This is a genomic window from Deltaproteobacteria bacterium HGW-Deltaproteobacteria-18 (assembly GCA_002841885.1).
In the GTDB taxonomy this organism is placed as follows: Bacteria; Desulfobacterota; Desulfovibrionia; order Desulfovibrionales; family Desulfomicrobiaceae; genus Desulfomicrobium.
Genome location: PHBE01000016.1, coordinates 35,467 through 60,383 on the forward strand (window position 1 = coordinate 35,467; position 24,917 = coordinate 60,383).

Sequence of the window (24,917 nt, forward strand, 5' to 3'; positions counted from 1 at the left end):
GGGCGACGGCAAGGCTAACTTCAGCGTTCGTAGAGCGCCTGCCCCACGCGCTCGATATGCTCCCGCAGTCCGGGGTGGTCGATGGTGTCGAAGAGGGACAGGTCGATCATCCAGGGCAGGAACAGATCATCAAGGTCGAACATGATGCCCAAAAGGTGGTTGTGGGTCAGGTTTTCGCCGACCAGGGTCAGATCGATGTCCGATCCTGGCTTGAAAGTGCCCGTGGCGCGGGAGCCGTAAAGGATCGCCTTTTCCACCTCGGGGTACAGGGCCAAAGTGTCCTGGATTTCCTTTATGGCCTGCCTGGGCAGTCCGAAACGTACCGGATGGGATTCGTTCAAGGAGTCTTTGGGCTCGGTCTGCTGGTTCATGATTTGGCGTCGTACAGGTTTGCAGGATACATTTTATTATCCTGCGATAAAACGCGGAAAAAGGAAACAGGCCGCGACAGGGGTTTTCCGCGGTCGGCGTTCCTCAAGCTAGCCGGTTCCGGCTTTTCCGGGCCAGGTTGGCGCAGTTCGCCTGGTCGCCCGGAGGCGTACCATGGCTCCGGACAAGCCAAAAAAAATATGCCATCCGTTCACGAGGCATCATGTCTAATCTCCCACAATACCTTTGACTGCTCCGGGTCCGGGCGATAACCCATGGCCTGGCCGCGGCCAGAAGTCCGTTACATTTTGGAAAAAAGGAGGGAGGGGCATGGAGGACGTCATCATCTGGGGCACTGGGCAGGGCGGGCGCATGATCGCCAAGCTGCTGCACGCCGACATCACCATCAGGGCCTATTGCGACAGCGACGAAAAAAAATGGGGCGGCACGGTGGACGGGGTCCCCGTCGTATCGCCCGAGGCCGTCCCGGGGTTGGCACCCGACGCCGTCTTCATCTCCATGCTCAACAAGGACGCCTGCGCCGAGGTGCGAGCGCGTCTGGAGGCCATGAACGTCACCGCACGGGTCGTGACGGCGCCGGAGCTGCGGCAGACCTTCGACCTGCGCCTGGCCGCGCTGAAGATGATCGCCATGGAGGTGCGGGAACGCGAGGTGCCCGGGGCCGTGGCCGAACTTGGAGTGTACCGGGGAGCCTTCGCCGCGGAGCTGAATCGCCTTTTCCCGGAGCGCAGCCTGTACCTTTTCGACACCTTCAGCGGGTTCGATCCTCGGGACGTGGCGGTGGAGGGGGATGGGAAATTTTCGCGGGCTGCCGTGGGGGACTTTGCGGACACCAGCGTCGAGGCGGTGCGCAAGAGGCTACCCTTCCCGGGTCAGGCCGTTTTCAGGGTCGGCTATTTTCCGGAGACAGCCACGGGGCTGGATGAGGGATTCGCCTTGGTCAGCCTGGACGCAGACCTCTACAAGCCCATCCTCGATGGTCTGAGCTTTTTCTATCCGCGGATGTCGCGCGGCGGCTACATCGTCATCCACGACTACAACAACTCCAGGTTTTCCGGCGTCAGGCAGGCTGTGCGGGAGTTCTGCGAGGCACACGGGGTGTTCGTCGTGCCCCTCTCGGACCTGCACGGCACCGGGATCATCGTCAAGCCGTAAGCCGGACCCGCCTCCTGCCGGAACTGGCCGGGCCGTCCCTTGCGGACGGCCCCTTAAAGGTCAGCTCTGTCTGAACCGCGCCCTGCCTACTTGCACTGGTCCAGGACCATGCGTCCGGACTGTCCGCATTTGGGACAGCGGATGCCGGACTGCGAGCCTTCGCACTTGATGCAATACTTCGCAAAACAGCTGATGCATCGATACAGCACGGGGTGTGGTAGTTCCTTGCCGCAGCTCGGGCAGAGGTCTTTTTTCTGATCCATGGCTGATTCTCCATAAGGTTGTGGGGATCGATCCCGCTGGCCGGAGCCCTGCCGGGCAGGCCGTCGGCGCCAGCGGATAGTCTTCTTCCTCCCTTTACGGGAATTATGTCAAGAATGACATGTGGATGTGGCGGAAGATCATCATCCGCCGTCTGCTCGGGAAGGTGGTTCAGGCATGGTCGTGCAAAAAAGGGGAAAGCAATGCCGATATTTCCGCTTGAATGGCCTCATGGTCAACAAGTCGCTCAAACCAGTCATGAGCCGTACTGCCGCATGCCAGGCTGACAATGCCTCCGAGCACCGCGCCGCGGTGGGCGTTTTCGCCGCCCAGGTTGGTGTTGGCCAGCAGGGCCGCCTTGAGGTCGCTGCGGTATTTGTACGCAAGGTACAGTAAGCTGGGCCATGAATCGCTGATGTAGCATGCGGTGGAATACCTGCCGCCGACGATGTCCCTGTCAGTCCGGGCGCGTTGCACCATGCTCGCAAGATCGATGCCCATGGTTGTCTGGGCGGCCTCCTGCAGATGCCGGTCGGCTGATTCACCCGTCTTGCGCAGGAGCAGGCCGGCAATGAGCGCGACATATCCATCACAGATGCGGCCCAATGCCTCGTCCGGATGGGTCAGAAAGAGATGTTCCCGGCAGGTCGCCTGCACCGTGGCCAATGCATCCCCGTGCAGCAGGCTGCTTATGGCCAGGGGGCCGATGGTGACCAGTCCGCCCATGGATGGGGTGTCGTGGGTACGGGCGCCGCACTGATGCGGAGGCTTTCCGGCTACAAGGTTGGCGAAGAAGCCGCGATGGTATGATTCGGCGTAGGTGTCCCGGTGCCGGGGCGGTTCGGCGGTCATGAACTCGATGTAGGACTGCAGAAAGTGGTCGCGGCTGTAGCGCCCGCTGCCGGCAATGATGGAACGCATCAGCACCCGCGCGCAGTGGGCGTTGAGGGTGTTGTCGCCAGCCTGCATGCCGTGGTGATAGTGTCGGTTGCCCTGTCCCCACAGGTGCTGTCGCCCTTTGAGGATGACCGTGCCGACGATCTCCTGGGATTCGGACTGGCTACCGTGTCCCGACCGGCCGCCGCGCCGGGTTGAATGCAGCGACATGATTGACGAGGGGTGAAATTCCGGCGCAGCTTCGAACTTTTTGACGCCGCCGGGAAAGGCGCGCTCGATATCGGCTGTGTTGTAGTACCAGTGCACGGGCATCGCCAGAGAATCGCCGACAAAGAGGGAGGCGAGGGCCGCTTTTGCCCGCTGCAGGATTATTAATGATTCGGGGAGTTGGCTTGTGGGCGTCAGTTCCATAGAAAATTCCCTTATTGCATGGCTGCACCAGAGGAGCAACAAAGTGGTCAGAAGTGTCGATCGAGCTGGTAGTTGTCTCGAATCAGTTTCATATTTTGAGCGGAAAGGAAAGTTGGCGGGAATGCGTCACCTTCATGTAAGCAATTTTTCAAACGCGCCATGAAAAGTTCAAGCAGATTCTGAAGGTTTCCTTTCTTTCCCCTGAAATTATACGCAAAAAAATACACATCCTCTTCAATGTGGGGGTGCGGCAATCGCTGGCAAACTGGTACGAAAATGCCCGTCATTGCCCAGCGCGCAAGGAGATTCATGCCGCATCCGCAGCAGGTTCAGCGACAATTGGCTGCTGTTTGCCGGTTGTCCGCTTTGTTGTAAACGATGACCGACCCCATGAGTCGCTTGGCGATTTGACCCTGGCGGAGTTCCTCATGAAATATTCACCCAAGGAAGTCTCTACTTTTGGACGGCACTAACTTGAGGAGGTTTACATCGGCAGTATGGAAAAAACATGAGCCGTCGGGAAATCTTCAAGAATTGAGTGATCCGAAGTTTCCAGACCGGTCAAACCGTCTTTCGACCGCCAGAGAGTTTTCGATCCCCGCCTCAAGTCCAGATCACTGCGCCCAAATTTGCTCAATTGTGTCGGTTACCGGAAAACTGGTCGGGGGTAAGGCTGCGGTGCTGAGGCCTCAGAATTCGTTTTCCATGATGGAAGGTTGGAAAGATTGCGGCTCGCATGATATTTTGGAGGATTGGTTATAAAATTCGACTATTATTGTCGGAATCACGTGATTATTTTGTTTTTCCCGATCAAGTTACATTTTTTTTCAGCTTTTCCTAAATTTTTATTGACAATAGTTATGTTCGGTGTAGCACTCTAATCATAATCTTTGAGAAAAAAATAACAATCTTTATTTGTTTTGATTGCAGTCGGTTATCGTTTGTTTTGTAATCCAAACCAGATCAATGTGAGGGAAGTGATTATGCTTACTATACCAGAACAGGTCGTTGCCAGTTCAGCAGACGACAACAGGTCTATCCGTGGAAAGGCGGGAGCACCGAAGAAACTTTTATTTACGGTCAGTGACGACCCGAACATGTTCAATGGTCTGCGTTTCCTGTGCAGGTTTTTTGAGAACAAGAGTCGGTTCGATCTGACTCTCCTGTGCATGGCATCTCCAGACAGCAATTATTGTCGCTGGCGCGCGGGAAAAAACAAGCCGATACAGTCCGCCGAGCACTCGGATATGGACAGCAACTGGAGTCTAGCTCGGGAAGAGGCCATGCGCATGCTCCAGTGGGACGGGTTTTCTTCGGGGCGCATCCAGGCCAAAAGCGCCTCCAGCATGATTTGCCGCATCGAGGACATCGAGGATGAGATCGGCAGCGAGACCCACGACGCTGTGGTCATGGGGCGCCGTGGCCTTAATCGTCTCAAGGACTTCACCTCGAAGAGTCTCTCCCGCAAGCTGTTCGAACGCCAGCCCGAGATTCCCATGATCCTCTGCCGCAAGCCGGACCTCAATCGCAAAAATGTCCTCCTGTGCGTGGACGGTTCGGAATCCTCGGACAACATGGCACGCTTCGTCGCATCCATGCTGGAAGGGGAGTCGCATTTGGTCACCCTGTGCAACATCATCAGCGACACTTCCGGCGAACGCGACAAGGCCACGGCCATATTCAAACGCTGCGAGGAGATCATGTGCGGCGAGGGTTTTGAAGCCGGACGCCTGCGCCACATGATCTACCCTTCGGATTATGTGCCGCGCGCCATTCTCGACAACGCCAACTGGGGCAAGTTCGCCGTGGTTGCGGTTGGCACAACGTCCAACATGCGCAAGAATCTGATGTTCGGCTCCGTCAGCAGTTTCCTCTTTAACGAGTTGACGGACTCGGTCCTCTGGGTTCATCCGTAAGGTCCGAGGCATATCATATCACGGAGGCCGGCTTTCCATCGGGATTGCCGGCCTCTTCACGTTGGGCAAGGCGATTGTCAGGCCTTTATTTTGATGGGCTTCGGCAAGTGACATCACAAAAACATAATAATCCTGCAGCACGTCCCCCCTCGAATCCCGCCGTACCGCATCGTGTTCATGTCGGTTGTCCCTGTTGTAGTAAACAATGAACGGAGGAAGATGTGAGTTTATTTGTACTGGGCTTTGTTTGGGTTAGATGGCTTCAAATTTATCCGCTCAGAAAATATACAATCTGCTAATCGAAGATAAAATTGAAAATGGAGGTTATTATTGTATCGAAGATGGATCGATGCAGTGGTGACTCTTGGAATTGGTGACCTTGCCTGTCACTTCGGTCAGATCCCTGATCAAGGCGGCTTTGGCCTCAGTTTCCATCGGGTTGTCGATGAAAGTGATCACGACCTGCGAAATTTCCTTGTTCCTCGTTGTAGTTTCAGGCTTCGAGACTGGGGAGTTCCCCATCATCTTTCTGATTTTTTCTTCATCGCCTTGCCGGCATTCCAGGGATTGCCTACCTCTTCACCCAAGGACCAGTATTTGATGCGTTGAAAGTCGAAGAGCAAGGGCGAAACCTTGCCATAGTGGATTTTTCCGTCTTCAAGGACCCGTTCATCTGCATAGGTCTGGACGACCTCGCCGATGAATATGTCATGCGTAGGGGTGTCCGTGACCTGGTTGAGACGCAACTCCATGGAAATGGGGCATTCCGCGATCATGGGGGCGGTTTTGAGTTCCCCGTAAAAGGTTTCGAAGAGTTCGGACTTGTCCGTATTTTTTCCGGAAACGATACCTACGTAATCGGTCACAACGAGCATATCCGTGGACGGAATGTTGATGCTGAAGGTTTTGTTCTCGAAGATGCCCTTGTTGCTGTAATGAATCTTTCCCACACCGATGGAAAGAAGCTGCGGCGAAGAGTGGTTCAGGATGCCCACGTGGGCGATGGTTATCCAGTTGGGCTTGCCGTCCACAAGTGTCCCGACGATGGTGGTCAGGGATGGGTAGAGCGCGTTGACTGGTCCCAGTTTCCTTCTCATTCCAACCTCCGAGTATTTTTTTGTTTGTACATGCAAATACAAAATTCGGTGCCGCATTCGTCAAGGAAAAATCCGGGGGGGCCGCGAGCCGACCGGGCCTGGTGATGCTGCAGATCGACGGCCTGTCTCTTGATCGTCTCATGATCAATTCGAATCTGCCCTCGACACGGGTAAGCTCCCCGTCCCGAAGCGTCTGTTCAACCGCGAACACTACCAAGTGCATGCACAGAATTCTACAAAGGCATGCTGTCGGTTCTGATCACGGCGATGGTTATGTCGTCCGCCTTGTCCTGTGTTCCCCGGAATGCATTCACGGCATGAAGGATTTCCCGGATGATCTCAGAGGCCGGGCGGGTCCGGTGGGTGCGAATGACATTCTGCAGGCGCTCCTTGCCGAACATTTCCCCTTCCCGGGACCTGGCCTCCCAGATCCCGTCCGTGCCGATGACGATGATCCCTCCTGCAGGCAGGTCGCAGCGTTCGTTCAGTTCGAAGTCCGTCTGGCCGAGGACTCCAAGGGGCAGGCCCTGGCCGCGGAGTTCGACGAACGCGTCTTCGCCGGGGGAGTAGACCAGGGCCGGGTCGTGTCCCGCCCGGACCCAGCGGACGGTATTGCCTTCCGTCAACTCCAGGAGAAAGAGGGTCATGAACCTCCCCGTCAGGTTCGTGTCTTCGGCGACGAGCTCGTTCACGCGCCTGGCTATGACGTCCAGGCCATCCTCGCAGGCGGCCTGGCTTCTGATGTAGGCCCGGGCCGAGGCCATCAGCAGGGCGGCCGGGATGCCGTGGCCGCTGACGTCCCCGACGGCGATGATCAGGCTGTCTCCGCCTGGCGTGCGTCTGGGAATGAAGCCGAAATAGTCTCCGCCGGTTTCGTGGCAGTACTCGCTCACGGCGGCGATGTCGTGTCGTCCGAATCTGGGGCTGGCGGTCGGCAGGAGGTTCTGCTGGACCTGCTGCGCCACTTCCAGCGCGTTCTTGATGTGAATCCGGTCCTCGAGTTCCGGGACCATCCGGTTGAAGGCCGTTCCCAGCCGGCCGACCTCGTCGCCGCCCCGCACCTCGGCCCGCGCCGAGAAGTCGCCTTCGGCTACCCTGGCCACGGCTGATGCGACAGCCGAGATGTTGCGCGTGAAGACCTTGGAAAAAATGACGGCCACGGCGCAAACGACCACGCCCACGATGAGGACGATAATGCCCATGCCGCGGGTGTGGCTGTCAATCCGGTCGAGGATGAATTCCCTGACGACCAGAGTTTCCCTGACAACGTCGGCCTTGGGCACCAGGATCATGAGCGCCGCTCCGCCCGGTTCGATGGGCGCGAAGGCCCACAACGTGTCCTGTCCCTGCCGTCGCATGTCGGCAATGCCGGAGGAGGGCGCCTTCAGCTTTTCCAGCATTTCGGCATACGCTTGCCCATCGTCGGAAACGAGCCAGGAGTCCTGGCGCGGCCGGCCCCAATGGCCTCGCTGGGTTTCCGGAGACTGCTCCTGGGCGACGATCCCCAGACGCTGTTCCACCGATCCAGGGGCTGTTTTCGGAACGACCAGAAGCGTGGCCACGTTGTCCGAATAGACGGCCAAGTGCTGGTTTTTGTGCAGCAGGGCCCCGACCGGGACGGCAAGGGATATTCGCCCCTGCACCTCGCCGGCTTCGTCTTTGACGGGGGCGGTGACGTTGAAGACGAGCAGGCGGGTCCTGGGATCGAGTTGCGGATTCTGCCAGACGTTTTCTTCCACATCTCCCCCGAATTTGTTCCGGTGCTGCTGTTCGCGCAGGTACAGGCGTGAGATGGATTTCGGATAGGTGATTTTCGTGCGGTCCGAGAGCTCGATGTCGATCCAGAGAACGAGGTCGCTGTAACGGAATTTCAGGTTCTTGAGCACCGGGAGAAGCAGTTCGTCCAGGATTGACGTCTCGGCTTCGGAGACGCCCCGCGCAGTGTTTTCGATTTCCATCGCATCGAAGTCGACCTCAAGGCTCTGACGTCCTCCCCTGTGAAGGAAGTAGTAATCGTCACGGGCGGCGAAGACCTGTGCCGCGGATGGCAGGGCTCGGGGATCACTGGTGCTGTGCTCGTGCCCGTACAGGATGCCCTCGATTCTGGAGGCGAGAAACTGCGCATTGGATTCGAGGAGCTGCTTCTCCCGCCTCAGGATGCGGGCGTGGTCCTCGGCGATCCGCTTCAGTGAGGAACGGGCGTTGTTCATGACATTTCGGGAACTCCTGTCCACGAAACCATCACCCAGCACGGCCAGGTTGTCCCGAAATTCGAACCCGACGACGAGCAGCGGGGCGAGAGAAATGAAGAGAAGCAGCGCGAGCAGCTTGTTTCGTATGCCCATGAATCCTCCCCGTTAGCGATGCGCGAAGGCACAATCGTATACCATCCCCTGGCCGGGGGGAAGTGCGCGGCATGGTCCTGACATCATCCCCCCGCCTCCAATCCCGCCGCACCGCATCGTTTTCATGGCGGACCATCACGGAAAATTGCCTTCAAAATTGAAAAGAACGTCATATGTGTTTTTTATAACATATTGAAAATATTGATTGAAGTGCTATTGAGCCATCATCTTTGCACCTACTACCCACTTTGTGAAGCGGGAGTTCAAGGGTGCAGGAACATGAAACCATGGAGGTTTTGATGGCTACGTTTTCACGACGAGGGTTTATGAAAATCACCGGGGCGGGCGTTGCGGCCATGTCCCTGGGCCAACTGGGGTTCGATCTGAAGCCCGCCTACGCTTATGCGAAGGCCCTGAAGATCGAGGGAGCCAAGGAGGTCATCTCGACCTGCGCTTTTTGCTCCTGCGGATGTGAGATCATCATGCACATCAAGGACGGAAAGCTCGTCAGTTCCGAGGGCAACCCCGACTATCCCGTCAGCGAAGGCGCCCTGTGCGCCAAGGGCGCGGCGTATTACGCCATGCACGTCAGCGACCACCGCGTGTTGAAGCCCAGGTATCGCGCCCCCGGCGCCGACAAGTGGGAAGAGAAGGATTGGGACTGGATGCTGGACCGCATCGCGCACAAGATCAAGGACACGCGCGACAAGGATTTCATCTTCAAGAACGAAAAGGGACAGACCGTCAATCGCTGGGAATCCTACTTCCAGCTAGGCACCTCCCAGATGGACAACGAAGAGTGCGCACTGGCGCACCAGATGTGTCGCGCCCTGGGCGGTGTGCACATGGACCATCAGGCCCGGGTCTGACACAGCCCCACTGTAGCGGCTCTGGGAGAGTCGTTTGGACGCGGTGCGATGACCCAGCATTGGATTGATATCAAGAACGCCAATGCCATTCTGATCATGGGCAGCAATGCTGCCGAACATCACCCCATTTCCTTCAAATGGGTGCTTAAAGCCAAGGACAAGGGCGCCAAGGTGATCCATGTGGATCCCAAGTTTTCGCGTACCTCGGCCCGGAGCAGTTTTCATGTTCCGCTCCGCAGCGGAACCGACATCGCCTTCCTGGGCGGTATGGTGAAGTATATCCTGGAGAATGACCTCATTCAGAAGGAGTACGTCGCCGAGTACACCAACGCTTCCTTCATCCTCGGCGAAGATTACAAGTTCGAGGACGGCATGTTCTCCGGTTTCGACCCTGCCACGGGCACGTACGACCGCAAGAAGTGGGCCTTTGCCAAGGACGAGAACGGCATTTCCAAGCGCGACAAGACCCTCAAGGATCCGCGTTGCGTGTTCCAGCAGCTGAAAAAACACTATGAACGGTACAATCTCGACACGGTCTCTTCCGTGACGGGCGTGTCCAAGGCCAACCTGCTCGCGGTGTACGAGGCCTATACGGCCACGGGCAAGCCCGACAAGGCCGGCACCATCATGTACGCCCTTGGTTGGACCCAACACTCCGTCGGCTGCCAGAATATCCGGCTCGGTGCCATGATCCAGTTGCTCCTGGGCAACATCGGCGTGGCCGGCGGCGGCGTCAACGCCCTGCGCGGCGAACCCAACGTCCAGGGCTCCACGGACCATGCCATCCTGTGGCACATCCTGCCCGGCTACCACGCCGTGCCGACAACCACCTGGCCCAAGCTCGAAGATTACCTCAAGGCCACGACCCCCAAGACCAACGATCCCAAGAGCGTGAACTGGTGGGGCAACCGGCCCAAGTATGTCGTCAGCCTGCTCAAGGGCTGGTTCGGCGACAACGCCACGGCCGAGAACGAGTTCGGATATCAGCTGCTGCCCAAGTGCGATGCAGGCGTGGACTATTCGACCATGTTCATGTTCGACCGCATGTACCAGGGCAAGATGAAAGGCGGCATGATCTTTGGACACAATCCGTGCATCAGCATGCCCAACACGCACAAGATCCGTGCGGCCATGCAGACTCTCGACTGGCTGGTCATGGGCGAGGTCCACGACACCGAGACCGCGTCCTTTTGGCGTCAGCCAGGACTTGATCCGAAAAAGATCAAGACCGAGGTCTTCATGCTGCCTTCCTGCCAGCGCGGCGAGAAAGACGGCACGACCTCCAACTCCGGCCGTTGGCACCAGTGGCACCACAAAGGCTACGAGCCACTGGGCGAGAGCAAGTCCATGGGCTGGATGCTGGTCGAGATCTTCAAACGCGTGCAGGCCCTCTACGCCAAGGACAAGGGCACCTTCGCCGAAGGCGTCCTGAGCCACTGGTGGCCCGAGAAGTACGATGCCGACCAGATGTCCGCGTTGATCAACGGCGTTTTCACCCGTGACACGACCATCAAAGACAAGACCTACAAGAAGGGCGATCATGTACCCGGTTTCCCGGCCCTGCAGGCCGACGGTTCAACCACCAGCCTTAACTGGCTGTATTGTGGCGCCTACCCCGAGGCAGGCAAGAACCTGACCAAGCGTCGCGAGCTGACCCAGACGCCCATGCAGGCCAAGCTGGGCCTGTTCCCGAACTATACCTGGGCGTGGCCCATGAATCGCCGTCTCCTGTACAACCGCGCCTCCGTGGATCCGCAAGGCAAGCCTTTCAACCCCGAGCTGCCGGTCATCCTGTGGGAAGGCGGCAAGTGGGTCGGCGATGTGCCGGACGGCGGAGCACCGCCCATGGCCGAAGAAAAGGGCACCTACCCCTTCATCATGCAGGCCGAGGGCCATGGTCAGATCTTCGGTCCTGGCCGCGTGGACGGACCCTTCCCGGAACACTACGAACCCGCGGAAACCCCGCTGGCCAAGAACCCCTTCTCCAAGCAGATGAACAACCCCTGCATGAAGGTGGCCAAGGCCGATATGGATCTGCTGGCCGGTAACGCTGACCCGAAGTATCCCATCGTGCTGACCACCTACAGCCTTACGGAGCACTGGTGCGGCGGCGGCGACACCCGCAACACACCGTATCTGCTCGAGGCTGAACCGCAGCAGTATGTGGAGATGAGCCACGAACTGGCCGCCGAAAAAGGCATCAAGAACGGCGACGTGGTCGTGGTCGAGAGCATCCGCGGCAAGGTCGAGGCCATCGCCATGGTTACGGTGCGTATCGTGCCGTTCCAGGTGGAGGGCAAGATCGTGCACCTGGTCGGCATGCCCTTCTGCTTTGGCTGGACAACACCCGGTTGCGGCGACGCCACCAACCGTCTTACCCCGTCCGTGGGCGATCCGAACACCACGATTCCGGAATACAAGGCGTGTCTGGTGAATGTGAGCAAGGCCGACAAGGTCACGGAATTGGCCATCTAAGCAGGGAGGAATGTCATGACGAAGAGCATCTTCATTGATACCACCCGCTGCACGGCTTGCCGTGGCTGTCAGGTGGCGTGCAAACAGTGGAACGGTCACGAAGCCGTGCCCACCAAGCAGACCGGCACGCATCAGAATCCGCCGGATCTGAACCCCAACAACTTCAAACTGGTCCGTTTCTCGGAACACCGGATAGAAGGCCGTGTCGAGTGGCTCTTTTTTCCGGAGCAGTGCCGGCACTGCCTGCAGCCCGGTTGCAAGGCCGCGGCAGATGCGTATGTGGATGGAGCCATCATCATCGATGAAGCCACCGGCATCGTCATCTGTACCGAGAAGACGAAGGAACTGACCAAGGAACAGTGCGACGAGGTCATCGAAGCCTGCCCCTACAATGTCCCTCGCCGCAATGATGCCACCGGCATGCTGACCAAGTGCGACATGTGCATTGATCGTGTGCAGGCCGGGATGATTCCCATGTGCGTCAAGTCATGCTGCACCGGGACCATGAACTTCGGCGATCGGGACGACATGCTCAAGCTGGCCGAGGAAAGCCTTGCCAGGGTCAAGAAGGAATATCCCAAGGCGGAACTGCTGGACATGGAAGACCTTGCGGTCATCTATCTGGTCAGCCAGCCGCGTGAGATGTACCACCTGTACGCCCGCCGCGAAGTGAAGCCCCTGAACCGGGCTGACTTCCTCGCGGGTCTGGCCAGACCCCTGCGCAACATCCTGGGCTGATTCATTCACAAACACGGCCCGCCGGGAATTCCCGGCGGGCCTTTTCACAAGGAGCAGACATGCCTTCCACGGAAATTCAATCCAGGCAAACCCTTCTGAACGAAATGGCCGGCAGGCACGTTGCGTTTCGCGAAATAATCGAACGATTCGGAATGCTGTTGGGCTGTCAGGCGGAGGTGCGGGAGGAATTGCCCGTCGTGAAAACGGCGAAGTGTGCATATGAAGAGGAGCGTTTTCTGGGAGGAGAGCCCTTGGTGGCATTCCTGAGTCCGGAAGAGTTCGGTCCTTCCTTGCGGCAGGCTGCGTCGAAACTGTGGCCGCTTCTCGGTGTGGTTTTCCCTCCGTTGCATGATGCGCTGGAAAGCATCGGAAAACGACTCGGCGAGGACCTGAGCTGGCTGAACCTTTGTCTGCGCGCGGTTGTTCATGGCGAAGAGGAGGCCCTGACGAAGGCTGCCGCACTGGCGGGCGTGAGCCCCGAATTTCTGCTGATGGCGTTGCAGACGGCGTATGGGCCATGCATCGCAACACAAAAAGAGGCCCTTTTGTCCCTGGCGCCCGCCGATCTCTGGCGCAAGTCCCATTGCCCGATCTGCGGTTCGGCCCCGGATCTGGCCACGCTCGAATGTCATTCGGGCCAGACTGATTTTCTGATCTCCAAAGGCGGCGAGTTGTGGCACCACTGTCCCACATGCAGCCACCATTGGCGTTTCATGCGACTGGAATGTCCGGGTTGCGGCAATCAGGACCACAAGACCCTGGTTCGTTTTTCCCCGCCGGACTCGCCCCGCGAGCACATTTACGCCTGCGAAGAATGCCGTCACTACCTGCCGTGCCTCGATCTTATCGAGAGCTTCGACAAGGTGGATCTTGATGTGGCGGCCCTTGGGCTTGTGCATCTGGACGCGGTTGCCCAGAGCAGAGGATATGTGCCCTTGTCCCCGGCCCCCTGGACCGCGATGGGACTGGCCGCGTCCGCTGCCAAGGCATCCTGACTTCAAACATTATTCACCCTCCTCCTTCGGTGATAGGCCGTCAATGGACTGGGCGAGTCCGTTGGCGGCCGTTTTTTTTTCTGGTCGCCGATTTTGGTGCGGAGCATATCCGGGTCATGAGCGCGGCACAAACATGCACAGCATCTGGGCCAGGAGGGGAACAAGGTCCTGGTCTCGGGAATTGTAGCGCAGTTCGCATTCCTTCAGATAGAGCGGAAAATGCGAGGCCGGTATGCCGCGCATGTGGCGCAGGCGCAGCTTGGTGAAGGTCCAGAACGGGGACCCCTCAACGGGCAGGCGCCTGTCCGCGTGCTTGATGTGCCTGGCAGGCCATAGCCCGGGTCCGCAGGAGACAAGGGATTGATACTGCTTGTAGGGCGCGGTGTAGACAACCTGGCCGATGCTGGCCGTCTTCAGGCAGAAATTTATTTTGAAGTGCAGCAGATTTTCGGCGCACAAGGAAGGCATGAGGTCGCAGATGGCCACGCCGCCCAGTTCGATGATGCCGAAGACCGGAGAGTCGATGATCGCTTGCGCCGGAATGGGATTGCCCGGGCCGGGCCAGATGCCCGCCGCGTAGAGTCCCTGTGCGTCCAGCGCCTGGGCCACGATGGCCCGGCGCACCGTATCCGCCGCTTTGAGCACCGTCGCGTAATTGAGGTCCATTTCCGTTGCTATGCCGGCCGGGGCTATGTCCAGGGCAAAAAGTTTCAGGAACCAGAGCCATTGCCGTGCGGTGAAGGCGCAGCGATTCAGGAAGCGTCGGCTGAAATCATGAAAGGTGTAGCCGCAGCGGCCGCATCTTCGCCTTCCGTCGGCGAGCCGGTAAAGCTTGCGGTTTTTGCAGTTAGGGCAATATCTTTGATGGTTTTTCCAGCAAAAATCCAAAAAGAATCTTCGCGCAGAATTTTCCGTGAAAGTCAAGCTATTAAAGCGTATTATGTCTATTTTTGCCATGCCGTGTCGTGCCGGATCGTGAATGTGTTCAGGCTTCAATGATGCGTCAGGGACGTTTTTGTCACAAACAATGATGCCTAACAAGGCATAATAGTGACGGGGCTTCGTTCGGCTGGGTCAAAAAGACCCATAGGTGTGATTTGAAGAATAAAAAACAATGAACGTGGATAATTGTCAAATAAAAGGGTTGGGCCAAAGCGCTGGGTTGTGCCGTGGGCGCGCGTTGCGACGGAGGTATTCCATGATAAGTTCCGACGCAAAGTGACATAAAATTTATCATTAGGAGCGCCCATGAATATGCCCGATGGATCTTCAGCCCTGAGTTATGCCAGCCCAGTCATCGGTCCGTACACCGTAGACGGATTCATTGAGGCGGCAGGTCGTTTTCACGGGTATGCCGCACCTGGCCTCATACTGGGCGGGTTCATGGTCCATGAAGCAAGAAGCCATATCGCCGAGGGGATCCTTTTCGACGCCATTTCCGAAACCGCCTGGTGCCTGCCCGACGCCGTGCAGATGCTGACCCCCTGCACGGTGGGTAACGGCTGGCTGCGAATTTTCAATCTCGGCCTCTACGCCGTGTCCCTGTTCGACAAATTTTCCGGAAAGGGCGTGCGGGTGGCCGTGGAGACGGACCTGCTCGAACCCTATCCGACCATTCGTGAGTGGCTTTTCAAGCTAAAGCCCAAAAAGGAGCAGGACAGTGACCGCCTGCGCGAGGAAATTCGCTTGGCCGGGGCGTCCATCTGTTCCGTAAGGGAAATCGCCTTGCGGCCCGAATTCATTGGCGGACGGGGCAAGGGCGCCATCGCGGCCTGTCCTTCCTGCGGGCAGGCCTACCCGTCCCGCGACGGTTCGGTCTGCCGTTCCTGCCGGGGCGAGTCGCCTTACGCAGGTTGGATCGGCGGTCACGATCGCCGGGAGCTGAGTTTTGACGGGCCACGGCTCAGGGTCGTCACGACCGAGGAAGCCGTGGGCGAGAAGGCCCTGCACGACATGACGTGCATAGAGCCGGGGACGAGCAAGGACGCGGCTTTCGCCCGCGGACAGATCCTCGACGTGGGCGATGTCTGCCGCCTGCAGCGCATGGGTCGCTTCGAGGTATATGTGCAGGAGGAGGGGGCCGACGAGTCCTGGGTGCACGAGGACGACGCGGCCCGCGTCATGGCCAGGGCGCTGGCCGGCGACGGCATCGACTGTTCCGGGGAGCCTCGTGAGGGGAAGGTCACCATGACCGCCGAGCGTGAGGGCCTGCTGTTCGTCAACAAGGAGGTGCTGGAGGAGTTCAACTCCGTCCCCGGGGTCATGTGCGCCACCCGTCACGCCTGCAGTGTGGTTGGGAAAGGGCAGCAGATCGCGGCCACGCGGGCCATTCCACTCTACCTCGAACGCAGCGTGCTCGATGATGTGCTGGGAGTGCTGGACGGCGGGCCGGTGCTCGAGATCCGCCCCCTGCGACGGCTCAAGGTCGGCATTCTGGTCACGGGCACGGAGGTTTTTCAGGGCCTGATCGAGGACCGCTTCATTCCGATCATTACGGCCAAGGTGGAGGCCTACGGCTGTCCCGTTGTGGCCACGGACATCGTCCCCGACGATCGTGAGCGGATCGGCGCCGCCGTCAGGGGCATGCTCGGGCGCGGCGCGGAGCTGATCATCACAACGGCGGGCTTGTCCGTGGATCCCGGCGACGTGACCCGACTGGGTCTGGCCGACGCCGGGGTTGAGAACATGCGCTACGGCACGCCGATCCTGCCCGGCGCCATGTCGCTGCTGGCCGAAATCGGGGACGTGGAGGTCATCGGCGTTCCGGCCTGCGCGCTCTATTTCAAGACCACAAGCCTCGATATCCTGCTGCCCAGAATCCTGGCCGGGATGTCGCCAACGCGTCGCGAACTGGCCCGCCTGGGCCACGGCGGCATGTGCATGCAGTGCAAGCGCTGCACCTACCCCAAATGCCCCTTCGGTAAGTGAGGAAGAAAATGAAGACACCCACCGTTCGCATGCATCTGTGGCTGGAGTCCGGCGAGAGCGTGTACTTTGGCATGGGCCGCGTCATGCTCCTGGACAAGATCGAGGAGCATGGCTCCCTGCGCAAGGCGGCCGAGGCCTTGGGCATGTCCTACCGAGCGGCCTGGGGGAAACTCAAGGCCACCGAGGAGGCCCTGGGCCTGGTGCTGGTGGAGTCTTCGGGCACCCGACGCGGCGGGTACCGGCTGACCGCGGACGGTCGGCGCATCCGCGAACGCTTCAGGGCCTGGTTCGAGGCTGTGGAGAAAGTCGCCGTGGACGAAGCCCGGCACATCTTCCCCGAAAGGGTGCAGAGTTTCGAAGAGAAAAGTCATTCGACCCGCAGGCCCCCGCGACTGTCCGCCGAACACCGTCCCTCCCTCTAGCGGTCGCTTTTGCAGCGGATCAGTGATGGTGTCCGCTGCAGACCTGCAGTTCTTCAAGCTCGTGATGATTCTCGTTGCATTCGTCCGTTCCCTCCGGATTGCGGATCAGTTGCAGCTCACGATTCTCCATGGCTTCAAGGGCGTAGGCCGCTGTCATGCCCGTTCCGCAGTATCGGGTCACGGCCTCGTCGGCGAGTATCTTGAACGCATCCTCCCCGATTTTTCCGGTAATGACGGCCTCGCAGTTGTGTTCGAGGATCACCCGGGCAAGAGCCTGGTCTGACCCTTGTCTGGGTACGTGGGGCAGTGCTGTGCAGAGCATGGTTTCCGTGTCCACTATGAGCAGACAGGGAGTTTGGGCGAATTCGCCGAAGACGAGGCTGCTCAGGGATTCTCCGGCGGCGGTGACTGCTATGTTCATGAGTTCTCCTTGAATGTTTTGATGGCAGAGACAAGCATTTATTGTGCCTTTTTGGACATATGTCGAGGCCCAAACGATCTGGGAACCTATGCCCTGTCTGAAATGGCGGTTCATGAACTCACGCTGAAATCATGCAGGAGTATTGTGTCATTTTATCCCATTTTCCGTGTTTTGGGTGGTTCGATTTGGGACAATTCAGCAGAGGGCCGTCACGAATAAACTTGAATGAGTGACCGATGTTTTGCTTTGAAAAGTTATATTTTGAATTAAATCGGTGTGTTAAAATTTTTTTAAGCGATAATTCAACCACATTGGCCTTGTTTTTGCCTTTATGCGTCGATATGCCTCCTGTGACATAGTAATTTCGCTTGACTGCCTGACCCATGATTCCGACTGGATGCGGTCGTGGCAGGGATGCAGATTAATGCATGATCATAGGTGGTTGAGGTTCCTCAGGTCTTAAAATATGTCAAAAATGACATGTTTTAACTTTAAAATGCCAATCGAGATATATTTTGGACATGCGATGAAAGCCATCCCCGTTGAAGAAGCAGTCGGCACCGTTCTTTGTCATGACATAACCCGCATCGTTCCCGGAGAGGCCAAGGGGCCTGCCTTTCGGCGCGGACACATTGTCGGTCCGCATGACATTTCCACATTGCTCGATATCGGCAAGGCCCATCTTTACGTTTTCGATCCCAGGGACGGCTACGTCCACGAGGATGAATGCGCCCTGCGCCTGGCACGGGCCGCCGCCGGTCAGGGCATCGTCATCAGTTCGCCGAGCGAAGGCAAGTCAACACTCAGTGCGGCCCATGACGGCGCTCTTTCCATAGATGTAAACGGTCTTTTCCGCCTCAATTCCATAACGGACGTTACCTTTGGCACCATTCACACCGGTCAGTTCGTGAAGGCGGGCAGGGTGCTCGGGGGCACGCGGGTCATCCCGCTGGCGGTGCCCGAGGAGCTTTTGCAGGAGGCCGAAGGCGTCTGTCGCGAGCATGCTCCGCTCATCGAGGTGCGGCCCCTGAAACCCGCACGCGTCGGCGTGGTGACCACAGGCAGCGAGGTCTTCACCGGGCGCATCAAGGACGGGTTTGGACCGGTGCTCAGGAAGAAATTCGAGGCCCTTGGATCCACCGTTCTGGATCAGGTTTTCGTCTCGGACCAGGTCGAGATGACAGTCCAGGCCATTATGGGCCTCAAGGAGCGGGGCGCTGATTTCATCGCCGTCACCGGCGGCATGAGCGTCGACCCCGACGACCAGACTCCCGCAGCCATCAGGGCGACCGGAGCCCGGGTCGTTTCCTACGGCGCCCCCACCTATCCCGGCGCCATGTTCATGCTTGCCTATCTGGATGACGTACCCGTGGTCGGACTGCCGGGATGCGTCATGTACTACAAAGCCAGTATTTTCGATCTGATCGTGCCCCGTCTGCTGACCGGGGAGCGTTTGGAGCGGAAGGATATTGTTGCGTTCGGCCACGGAGGTCTTTGCGAAAGCTGCCCCAGTTGCCATTACCCGGCCTGCGGCTTCGGCAAACTCTAACGTCGCCACGCAGATTCTGTTCGGACATTCACATTGTTATTTGGAGGAACTGGAATGATTAAGAAGCAAATTGTGGTCAATGGCATCCCAAGGAACCTGGTGGTCGATGCGGAAGACACCCTGGTCAATGTGATCAGGAAGAGCATCGGCCTGACCGGTACCAAGGTCGGCTGCGGCGAAGGCCAGTGCGGCGCTTGCAGCGTAATCATGGACGGCAAGGTCGTGCGCGCCTGCGCGACCAAGATGAAACGCGTCGATGACGGCGCTCAAATCATCACCATCGAAGGCATCGGCACTCCGGCCAACCCGCACCCGCTGCAGCTCGCCTGGATGCTCCACGGCGCTGCCCAATGCGGATTCTGCTCTCCCGGTTTCATCGTTTCCGCCAAGGGCCTGCTGGATACCAATCCCAGCCCGACCCGCGACGAAGTCCGCGACTGGTTTCAGAAGCATCGCAACGCCTGTCGCTGCACCGGCTACAAGCCGCTGGTGGACGCCGTCATGGACGCGGCCAAGGTGCTGCGTGGCGAGAAGAGCGCGGCCGACCTCGAATTCAAGATGCCTGCCGATGGCAGTGTCTGGGGCACCCGCTACCCCCGTCCTTCGGCCATGGCCAAGGTCACCGGCACCCTGGATTTCGGCGCTGATCTGGGCCTGAAGCTGCCCGCCGGCACCCTGCAGTGCGCCATGGTGCAGGCCGAAGTGTCCCACGCCAAGATCCTGTCCATCGACACCACCGAAGCCGAGAAGATGCCCGGCGTCTTCAAGGTCGTCACCCACAAGGATGTGAAGGGCAAGAACCGCATCACCGGCCTGATCACCTTTCCCACCAACAAGGGTGACGGATGGGATCGTCCGATCCTGTGCGACGAGAAGATTTTCCAGTACGGTGACGCCATCGCCATCGTCTGCGCCGACACGGAAGAGCAGGCCAAGGCCGCTGCCAAGGCCGTCAAGGTTGAAATCGAGCAGCTGCCCGAATACATGAGCGCTCCTGCGGCCATGGCCGAGGACGCCATCGAGATTCATCCCGGCACGCCCAACGTCTACTACATCCAGAAGATCGCCAAGGGCGCGGAAACAAAACCCATCTTCGATAAAGCCGATGTGGTGGTCGAAGGAAGTTACTATACCTCGCGCCAGCCCCATCTGCCCATCGAGCCCGATTGCGGCTTTGCCTATATCGATGACGAAGGAAAGCTGATCATCCACTCCAAGTCCATCGGTCTGCACCTGCATCTTTACATGATCGCTCCGGGTCTCGGCCTGGAACCCGATCAGCTGCACCTGGTCCAGAACCCCGCAGGCGGCACCTTCGGCTACAAGTTCAGCCCGACCCTGGAAGCCTTGGTCGGCGCCGCCGCCCTGGCTACCGGTCGTCCCGTGAATCTGGTGTACGACTATCGTCAGCAGCAGGCCTACACCGGCAAGCGCTCTCCGTTCTGGACCAACGTGCGTCTGGCTTCCACAAAGGACGGCAAGCTGCTTGGCATGGAAACCGACTGGACCGTCGACCATGGCCCGTACTCCGAGTTCGGTGACCTGCTGACTCTGCGCGGAGCCCAGTACATCGGTGCCGGTTATGATATCGCCAGCATTCGCGGCGAAGGCCGAACTGTCTGCACCAACCACTGCTGGGGCGCAGCGTTCCGCGGTTACGGCGCTCCCGAATCCGAGTTCCCGTCCGAGACCCTGATGGACGAACTGGCCGAAAAGCTGGGCCTGGATCCTTTCGAGCTGCGCTACAAGAACGTCTACCGCAAGGGTTCCACCACCCCCACGGGCCAGGATCCTGAGGTGTACAGCCTGCCCGAGATGTTCGACATCATGCGGCCCAAGTACGAGGAAGCCAAGAAGCGCGCTGCCGCTGCCTCCACCGACGAAGTCAAGCGCGGCGTGGGCATTGCCCTGGGCGTTTACGGCGCAGGCCTTGACGGTGCCGACTCCGCCGCCGCCGATGCCGAACTGATGTCCGACGGTACCGTCACCATCTACGACTGCTGGCAGGATCACGGTCAGGGCGCCGACATGGGCACCCTGGGCACGGCTCACGAGGCCTTGAAGCCCCTGGGCATCACGCCTGACAAGATCCGTCTGGTCATGAACGACACCCGCGTGGCCCCCAACACCGGTCCCGCCGGCGGCAGCCGCTCCCAGGTCATGGGCGGTCAGGCCATCATCAACGCCTGCGAGCAGCTGCTCAAGGCCATGAAGAAGCCCTCCGGCGGATTCCGTACCTACAATGAGATGGTCGCCGAAAAGCTGCCCACGAAGTATAACGGCAAATGGACCGCTCCGGCCAAGGACTGCGACGCCAATGGTCAGGGCAGCCCCTTCTGCTGCTACATGTACGGCCTGTTCCTGTCCGAGGTGGCCGTTGAAGTAGCCACCGGCAAGACCACTGTCGAAAAGATGGCCATTGTCGGCGATATCGGCAAGGTCAACAACTACTCTCTGGTCGACGGTCAGATCTACGGCGGCGTGGCCCAGGGCATCGGCCTGGCGCTGACCGAGGATTACGAGGATCTGAAGAAGCATGCCACCATGCGCGGTGCAGGCATCCCCTATATCAAGGATATCCCGGACTCCATGGACATCACCTACGTGGAAACTCCGCGTGCCGACGGTCCTTTCGGCGCCTCCGGTGTCGGTGAAATGCCTCTGACCGCTCCTCACGCCGCGGTCCTTAACGCCGTGTACAACGCCTGCGGCGCTCGTCTGCGCGAGATTCCCGCACTGCCGGAGAAAATCCTGGCTGCAATGAAGAAATAATGACCTGGTCAACCTCCCTCCGGGCGCTTTTGCGCCCGGAGGGCTTTTTTATTTTCAAGGAGTAGGCATGGACCAGAAGGAACTCAGGGAATGGGAAGGCAAGTGCATCCAGGAGGAACCCCCCGGATGCAAGGCCGGGTGTCCTCTGGGAGTTGACGCCAGAGCTTTCGCCCAGTCAATGGCCAAAGGCGATCCGGGCGCGGCGAGGGCCGTGCTTGAGAAGAGCATGCCCCTTGCGGCGATCACGGCCCGTTTGTGCGAGGCCCCCTGCGAGGGGTTCTGCGTGCGCGGGGATCTTGGAGGAGCCGTGGCCCTGGGAGGGCTCGAGCGCCTGTGCATCCGTGAGACCCAGCCCAAGGGCAGGCTGCTGCGACTTCCCGCCCGCCCCAGGAAAGTGGCGGTGCTTGGGGGAGGACCGAGCAGCCTGGCCGTGGCTTTCGATCTGGGCAAGAAGGGCTACCCCGTGACCGTGTACCACCTCGGCGAGGCTCCCGGCGGATGGCTTCGCGACCTGCCGGAGACCGAGCTGCCGACCCGGGTGCTCGACGAGGAGCTGTCCAGGCTCGCCTCCCTGCATGTGACCTACGTGTCCGTCTCCGTCGTGGATGCGGCCCTGGTGGAAGCGCATCCGGCCGACGCGGTGTACGTGGGCCAGGATGACACAATGGCTCCGGAACTCCTGGCCGTCCTTGGTTCTCCTGATCCAGGCACCTTTGCCCTGGAACGTCCGGGATGGTTCACGGGCGCAATGGAAGATCGGCCGTACCGGTTCATCAGCGCTCTTTCCCATGGCCGCGAAGCAGCCGTCTCCATCGACCGCTATCTGCAAGGCGCCTCCCTGACCTCGAGCCGCGTTTTTTTGCGCTGCGGCCAAACCTCGCTTTTTACCCAGACCAGGGACATTGCCCCGGTTCAGAGGGTGGTCCCGGCCGACGGCGTAGCATTCACCATGGAAGAGGGCCTGCGAGAAGCGGCGCGCTGCATCGACTGCCAGTGTCTGGAGTGCGTCAAGCACTGCGTGTACCTGACCGAGTACGGCGCGTACCCCAAGAGCTACGCACGCCGTGTCTTCAACAATTCGGCCATAGTGAAGGGCGGGGGGGTGCATCAGGCCAACACGTTCATCAACTCCTGCTCCCTGTGCGGGCAGTGCGAGACGCTGTGCCCCAACGATTTCTCCATGGCCGAAATGTGCCTGGATGCCAGACGTCAGATGGTGCGCGAGAACCGCATGCCGCCGTCTGCCCACTGGTTCGCCCTGGAGGAGATGCGTTCGGCCGGGAGCGAGCAGGCTGCCTTCATCCGGCATGCGCCAGAAGCTCCGGACAGTGCGGTGCTCTTTTTCCCGGGCTGTCAGCTCTCCGGCATCCGGCCCGATCAGACTCTGCGTCTTTACGACCGTCTGCTGGAGATGGAACCGCGCACGGGCATCTGGCTCGACTGCTGTGCGGCTCCGGCCCATTGGGCAGGGCGCGAGGACGAGTTCGCGGGCAAGCTGTGCAAGCTGGAGGAGACCTGGAAGACCATGGGCAGCCCCAGGGTAGTCACGGCCTGTTCGACCTGCCTGAAGATGTTCCGCGAGCACCTGCCGGCTTTCCGCGCCGAATCGGTCTGGTCGTTGCTGGCCGGCGAGTCCCTGATTCCCGGGGAGGCCCGCGAGGCTCTGGCACTGTCCGACCCCTGCACCTCCCGGCACGACGCCGACACGCGCGGGGCAGTTCGCGCCGTGCTGGAAAAGCTCGGGCAGCAAATGGCGCCATTGCCCATGTCCGGCGAGCTGACGGAATGCTGCGGCTTCGGCGGGCTCATGGACAACGTCAATCCGGCCCTGGCCCGCAAGGTGACAGAGGCGCGGGTGGCCCAGTCCGAGGCCTGTTTCCTGACCTACTGCGCCATGTGTCGCGATCAGCTGGCCAAGACCGGCAAGCCCGTCCTGCACATCCTTGACCTGCTTTTCCCCGAAGTGGCCCACGGCGCCTCGGAGCCGCCTGCCGGCATCTCGGCCCGGCGCGTGAACCGGCGCAGGCTCAAGGACGCGCTCCTGGGCCGTCACGGCCGCGACGGCATGCCGCGTCAGCCCTGGGAGGACGTGTCCTTGGTTTATTCGGCCGAAGTTGCCGAACTGCTGGAGACCCGGCGCATCCTCGAAGACGACCTGCGCCAGGTCCTGCACCAGGTCCGCAACGGCGCAAGAGGTCTGGTCCATGGCGAAGACGGCCGCAGAATCGTCGCGGCCGAGCTTGGAGAGGTCACCTTCTGGGTGGAATTCAGGGACGTAAAGGATGGGTTCGAGGTGCTGCGGGCCTGGTCCCATCGCATGCGCATCGCAGGAGGACGGATATGAGCAGTCTCACATTTGAGCCCAAGGATATGAACTGGGTCTGCGAGCCCTGCGGTCAGACCCTGGAGCTCGGCCGGGTGGAACTCACGTATCTTGGCAACTCCTTTCATGTGGAATTGCCGGTCTGTGCCAAGTGCGGTGCGGTGTACATCTACGAAGAGCTGGCCGTGGGCCGGATTCTCGAAGTGGAGCAGCTGCTTGAGGACAAATGAGCTTTACGCCTCCCCGCCGGTGCGCAAATCCCTCGGTCCGGCGCTACGTCCGGGCGGCGAGAAGCTGACCCGGATCATGCTGGATCTGGCAGGCCCGCTGCAGGGTGCCGTGGCTCTTGACGCCGGATGCGGATGCGGGGCGAGTCTGGCCCTGCTCAGGGAGCGCGGGGCACGGGCCGTGGGTCTGGACTTGAACGCGGTTTTCCTGCGTGAAGCCAGAAACGAGGGCATGCGCGTCGCGCTGGCCGACTTGGCGGATCTGCCGTTGCCAAGCGCATGTCTGGATCTGATCCTGTGTGAATGCGCATGGAACCTGACCGACAAGGAGCGCGTGCTGACGGAGTTTTACCGCGTCCTTCGGCCAGGAGGAACGCTCGCCCTGGCCGATATTTACGCGCGCGGATGCCGTACCGGGGACTGGCCCGTGCGCTGCTGTTTTGCGCAGGCCACGGATCTGCAGACGGTGCTGGAACAGGTGACCGGTGCCGGATTTGAGATCGACGTGGTCGAGGAGCACACCGAAATGCTGAAGAAAACCGCCGCAGATTTCGTGTTCAGGCACGGCTCCCTGCACGGCTTCTGGCAGGCGGTGACCGGCGATCCGCTGCTGGCACAGATGGCCTGCGACGCATCGCGGGTATCAAAGCCTGGCTTGTTTCTGCTGATGGCGCATGCCGGGTAATAGGTCCCATAAGTCCCATAGGACCCATAAAACCTATGGAA

Annotated in this window: 20 protein-coding genes; 12 read left to right on the plus strand and 8 right to left on the minus strand. The window is 59.6% G+C overall.

The window, feature by feature from the left end; translation table 11 throughout:
- Positions 1–20 precede the first annotated feature (20 nt).
- A complete protein-coding gene (locus CVU60_13995) occupies positions 21–371 on the minus strand; it encodes a hypothetical protein (protein ID PKN40789.1) in 351 nt (116 codons plus the stop codon).
- A gap of 328 nt (positions 372–699) precedes the next feature.
- On the opposite strand from CVU60_13995, the gene CVU60_14000 reads away from it, so the two are divergent.
- Entirely contained in the window at positions 700–1,545 is an 846-nt protein-coding gene (locus tag CVU60_14000; protein PKN40790.1) for a hypothetical protein, read from the plus strand.
- Positions 1,546–1,977: 432 nt separating this feature from the next.
- On the opposite strand, the gene CVU60_14005 is transcribed toward CVU60_14000, so the two are convergent.
- Positions 1,978–3,114, minus strand: a complete 1,137-nt coding sequence (locus CVU60_14005; protein ID PKN40791.1) for an ADP-ribosylglycohydrolase family protein — start codon at positions 3,112–3,114, stop codon at positions 1,978–1,980.
- A gap of 47 nt (positions 3,115–3,161) precedes the next feature.
- Complete coding sequence (locus CVU60_14010; GenBank protein PKN40792.1) at positions 3,162–3,425, minus strand: hypothetical protein; 264 nt, start codon at positions 3,423–3,425, stop codon at positions 3,162–3,164.
- A gap of 786 nt (positions 3,426–4,211) precedes the next feature.
- On the opposite strand from CVU60_14010, the gene CVU60_14015 reads away from it, so the two are divergent.
- The gene (locus tag CVU60_14015) at positions 4,212–5,030 is read left to right on the plus strand and encodes a hypothetical protein (protein PKN40793.1); all 819 of its coding nucleotides are present in this window, start codon (positions 4,212–4,214) and stop codon (positions 5,028–5,030) included.
- A 327-nt stretch (positions 5,031–5,357) separates the two neighbouring features.
- On the opposite strand, the gene CVU60_14020 is transcribed toward CVU60_14015, so the two are convergent.
- The 3 genes from CVU60_14020 to CVU60_14030 form a co-directional block, all read right to left on the minus strand.
- Positions 5,358–5,555, minus strand: a complete 198-nt coding sequence (locus CVU60_14020; GenBank protein ID PKN40794.1) for a hypothetical protein — start codon at positions 5,553–5,555, stop codon at positions 5,358–5,360.
- Positions 5,552–6,127, minus strand: a complete 576-nt coding sequence (locus CVU60_14025) for a flavin reductase family protein (GenBank protein PKN40795.1) — start codon at positions 6,125–6,127, stop codon at positions 5,552–5,554. The genes CVU60_14020 and CVU60_14025 overlap by 4 nt, the downstream gene beginning before the upstream one ends.
- Positions 6,128–6,360: 233 nt before the next feature.
- Positions 6,361–8,472: a serine/threonine protein phosphatase gene (locus CVU60_14030; GenBank protein PKN40796.1), complete on the minus strand. Its 2,112-nt coding sequence runs from the start codon at positions 8,470–8,472 to the stop codon at positions 6,361–6,363.
- A gap of 299 nt (positions 8,473–8,771) precedes the next feature.
- On the opposite strand from CVU60_14030, the gene fdnG reads away from it, so the two are divergent.
- The 3 genes from fdnG to CVU60_14045 are packed head-to-tail and all read left to right on the plus strand — an operon-like array spanning position 8,772 to position 13,549.
- Positions 8,772–11,816: a formate dehydrogenase-N subunit alpha gene (gene fdnG, locus CVU60_14035; protein ID PKN40844.1), complete on the plus strand. Its 3,045-nt coding sequence runs from the start codon at positions 8,772–8,774 to the stop codon at positions 11,814–11,816.
- 15 nt (positions 11,817–11,831) lie between these two features.
- Positions 11,832–12,554, plus strand: coding sequence for a formate dehydrogenase (locus CVU60_14040; GenBank protein PKN40797.1), 723 nt, complete (start codon positions 11,832–11,834; stop codon positions 12,552–12,554).
- A gap of 59 nt (positions 12,555–12,613) precedes the next feature.
- Positions 12,614–13,549, plus strand: a complete 936-nt coding sequence (locus tag CVU60_14045) for a hypothetical protein (GenBank protein PKN40798.1) — start codon at positions 12,614–12,616, stop codon at positions 13,547–13,549.
- Positions 13,550–13,663: 114 nt separating this feature from the next.
- Here CVU60_14045 and CVU60_14050 read toward each other — a convergent pair whose 3' ends face one another.
- Positions 13,664–14,506: a DDE transposase gene (locus CVU60_14050; GenBank protein PKN40799.1), complete on the minus strand. Its 843-nt coding sequence runs from the start codon at positions 14,504–14,506 to the stop codon at positions 13,664–13,666.
- Positions 14,507–14,803: 297 nt separating this feature from the next.
- Between CVU60_14050 and CVU60_14055 the strand changes: the two genes are divergently transcribed.
- Together CVU60_14055 and CVU60_14060 are read left to right on the plus strand one after the other, a co-directional pair.
- Entirely contained in the window at positions 14,804–16,477 is a 1,674-nt protein-coding gene (locus CVU60_14055) for a trehalose-binding protein (GenBank protein PKN40845.1), read from the plus strand.
- An 8-nt stretch (positions 16,478–16,485) separates the two neighbouring features.
- Positions 16,486–16,899 (plus strand): ModE family transcriptional regulator, encoded by a 414-nt coding sequence (locus tag CVU60_14060; GenBank protein ID PKN40800.1) that lies wholly within the window; start codon positions 16,486–16,488, stop codon positions 16,897–16,899.
- Between the two features lie 19 nt (positions 16,900–16,918).
- On the opposite strand, the gene CVU60_14065 is transcribed toward CVU60_14060, so the two are convergent.
- Positions 16,919–17,320, minus strand: a complete 402-nt coding sequence (locus tag CVU60_14065; protein PKN40801.1) for a hypothetical protein — start codon at positions 17,318–17,320, stop codon at positions 16,919–16,921.
- A gap of 526 nt (positions 17,321–17,846) precedes the next feature.
- On the opposite strand from CVU60_14065, the gene CVU60_14070 reads away from it, so the two are divergent.
- The 5 genes from CVU60_14070 (at position 17,847) to CVU60_14090 (ending at position 24,876) form a co-directional block, all read left to right on the plus strand.
- Positions 17,847–18,869, plus strand: a complete 1,023-nt coding sequence (locus CVU60_14070; GenBank protein PKN40802.1) for a molybdopterin-binding protein — start codon at positions 17,847–17,849, stop codon at positions 18,867–18,869.
- A 54-nt stretch (positions 18,870–18,923) separates the two neighbouring features.
- Positions 18,924–21,641: an aldehyde oxidoreductase gene (locus tag CVU60_14075; GenBank protein ID PKN40803.1), complete on the plus strand. Its 2,718-nt coding sequence runs from the start codon at positions 18,924–18,926 to the stop codon at positions 21,639–21,641.
- 67 nt (positions 21,642–21,708) lie between these two features.
- Positions 21,709–23,985, plus strand: a complete 2,277-nt coding sequence (locus tag CVU60_14080; GenBank protein PKN40804.1) for a hypothetical protein — start codon at positions 21,709–21,711, stop codon at positions 23,983–23,985.
- Complete coding sequence (locus CVU60_14085; protein ID PKN40805.1) at positions 23,982–24,194, plus strand: DNA-binding protein; 213 nt, start codon at positions 23,982–23,984, stop codon at positions 24,192–24,194. The genes CVU60_14080 and CVU60_14085 overlap by 4 nt, the downstream gene beginning before the upstream one ends.
- Positions 24,091–24,876 (plus strand): hypothetical protein, encoded by a 786-nt coding sequence (locus CVU60_14090; GenBank protein ID PKN40806.1) that lies wholly within the window; start codon positions 24,091–24,093, stop codon positions 24,874–24,876. The genes CVU60_14085 and CVU60_14090 overlap by 104 nt, the downstream gene beginning before the upstream one ends.
- Positions 24,877–24,917 lie beyond the last annotated feature (41 nt).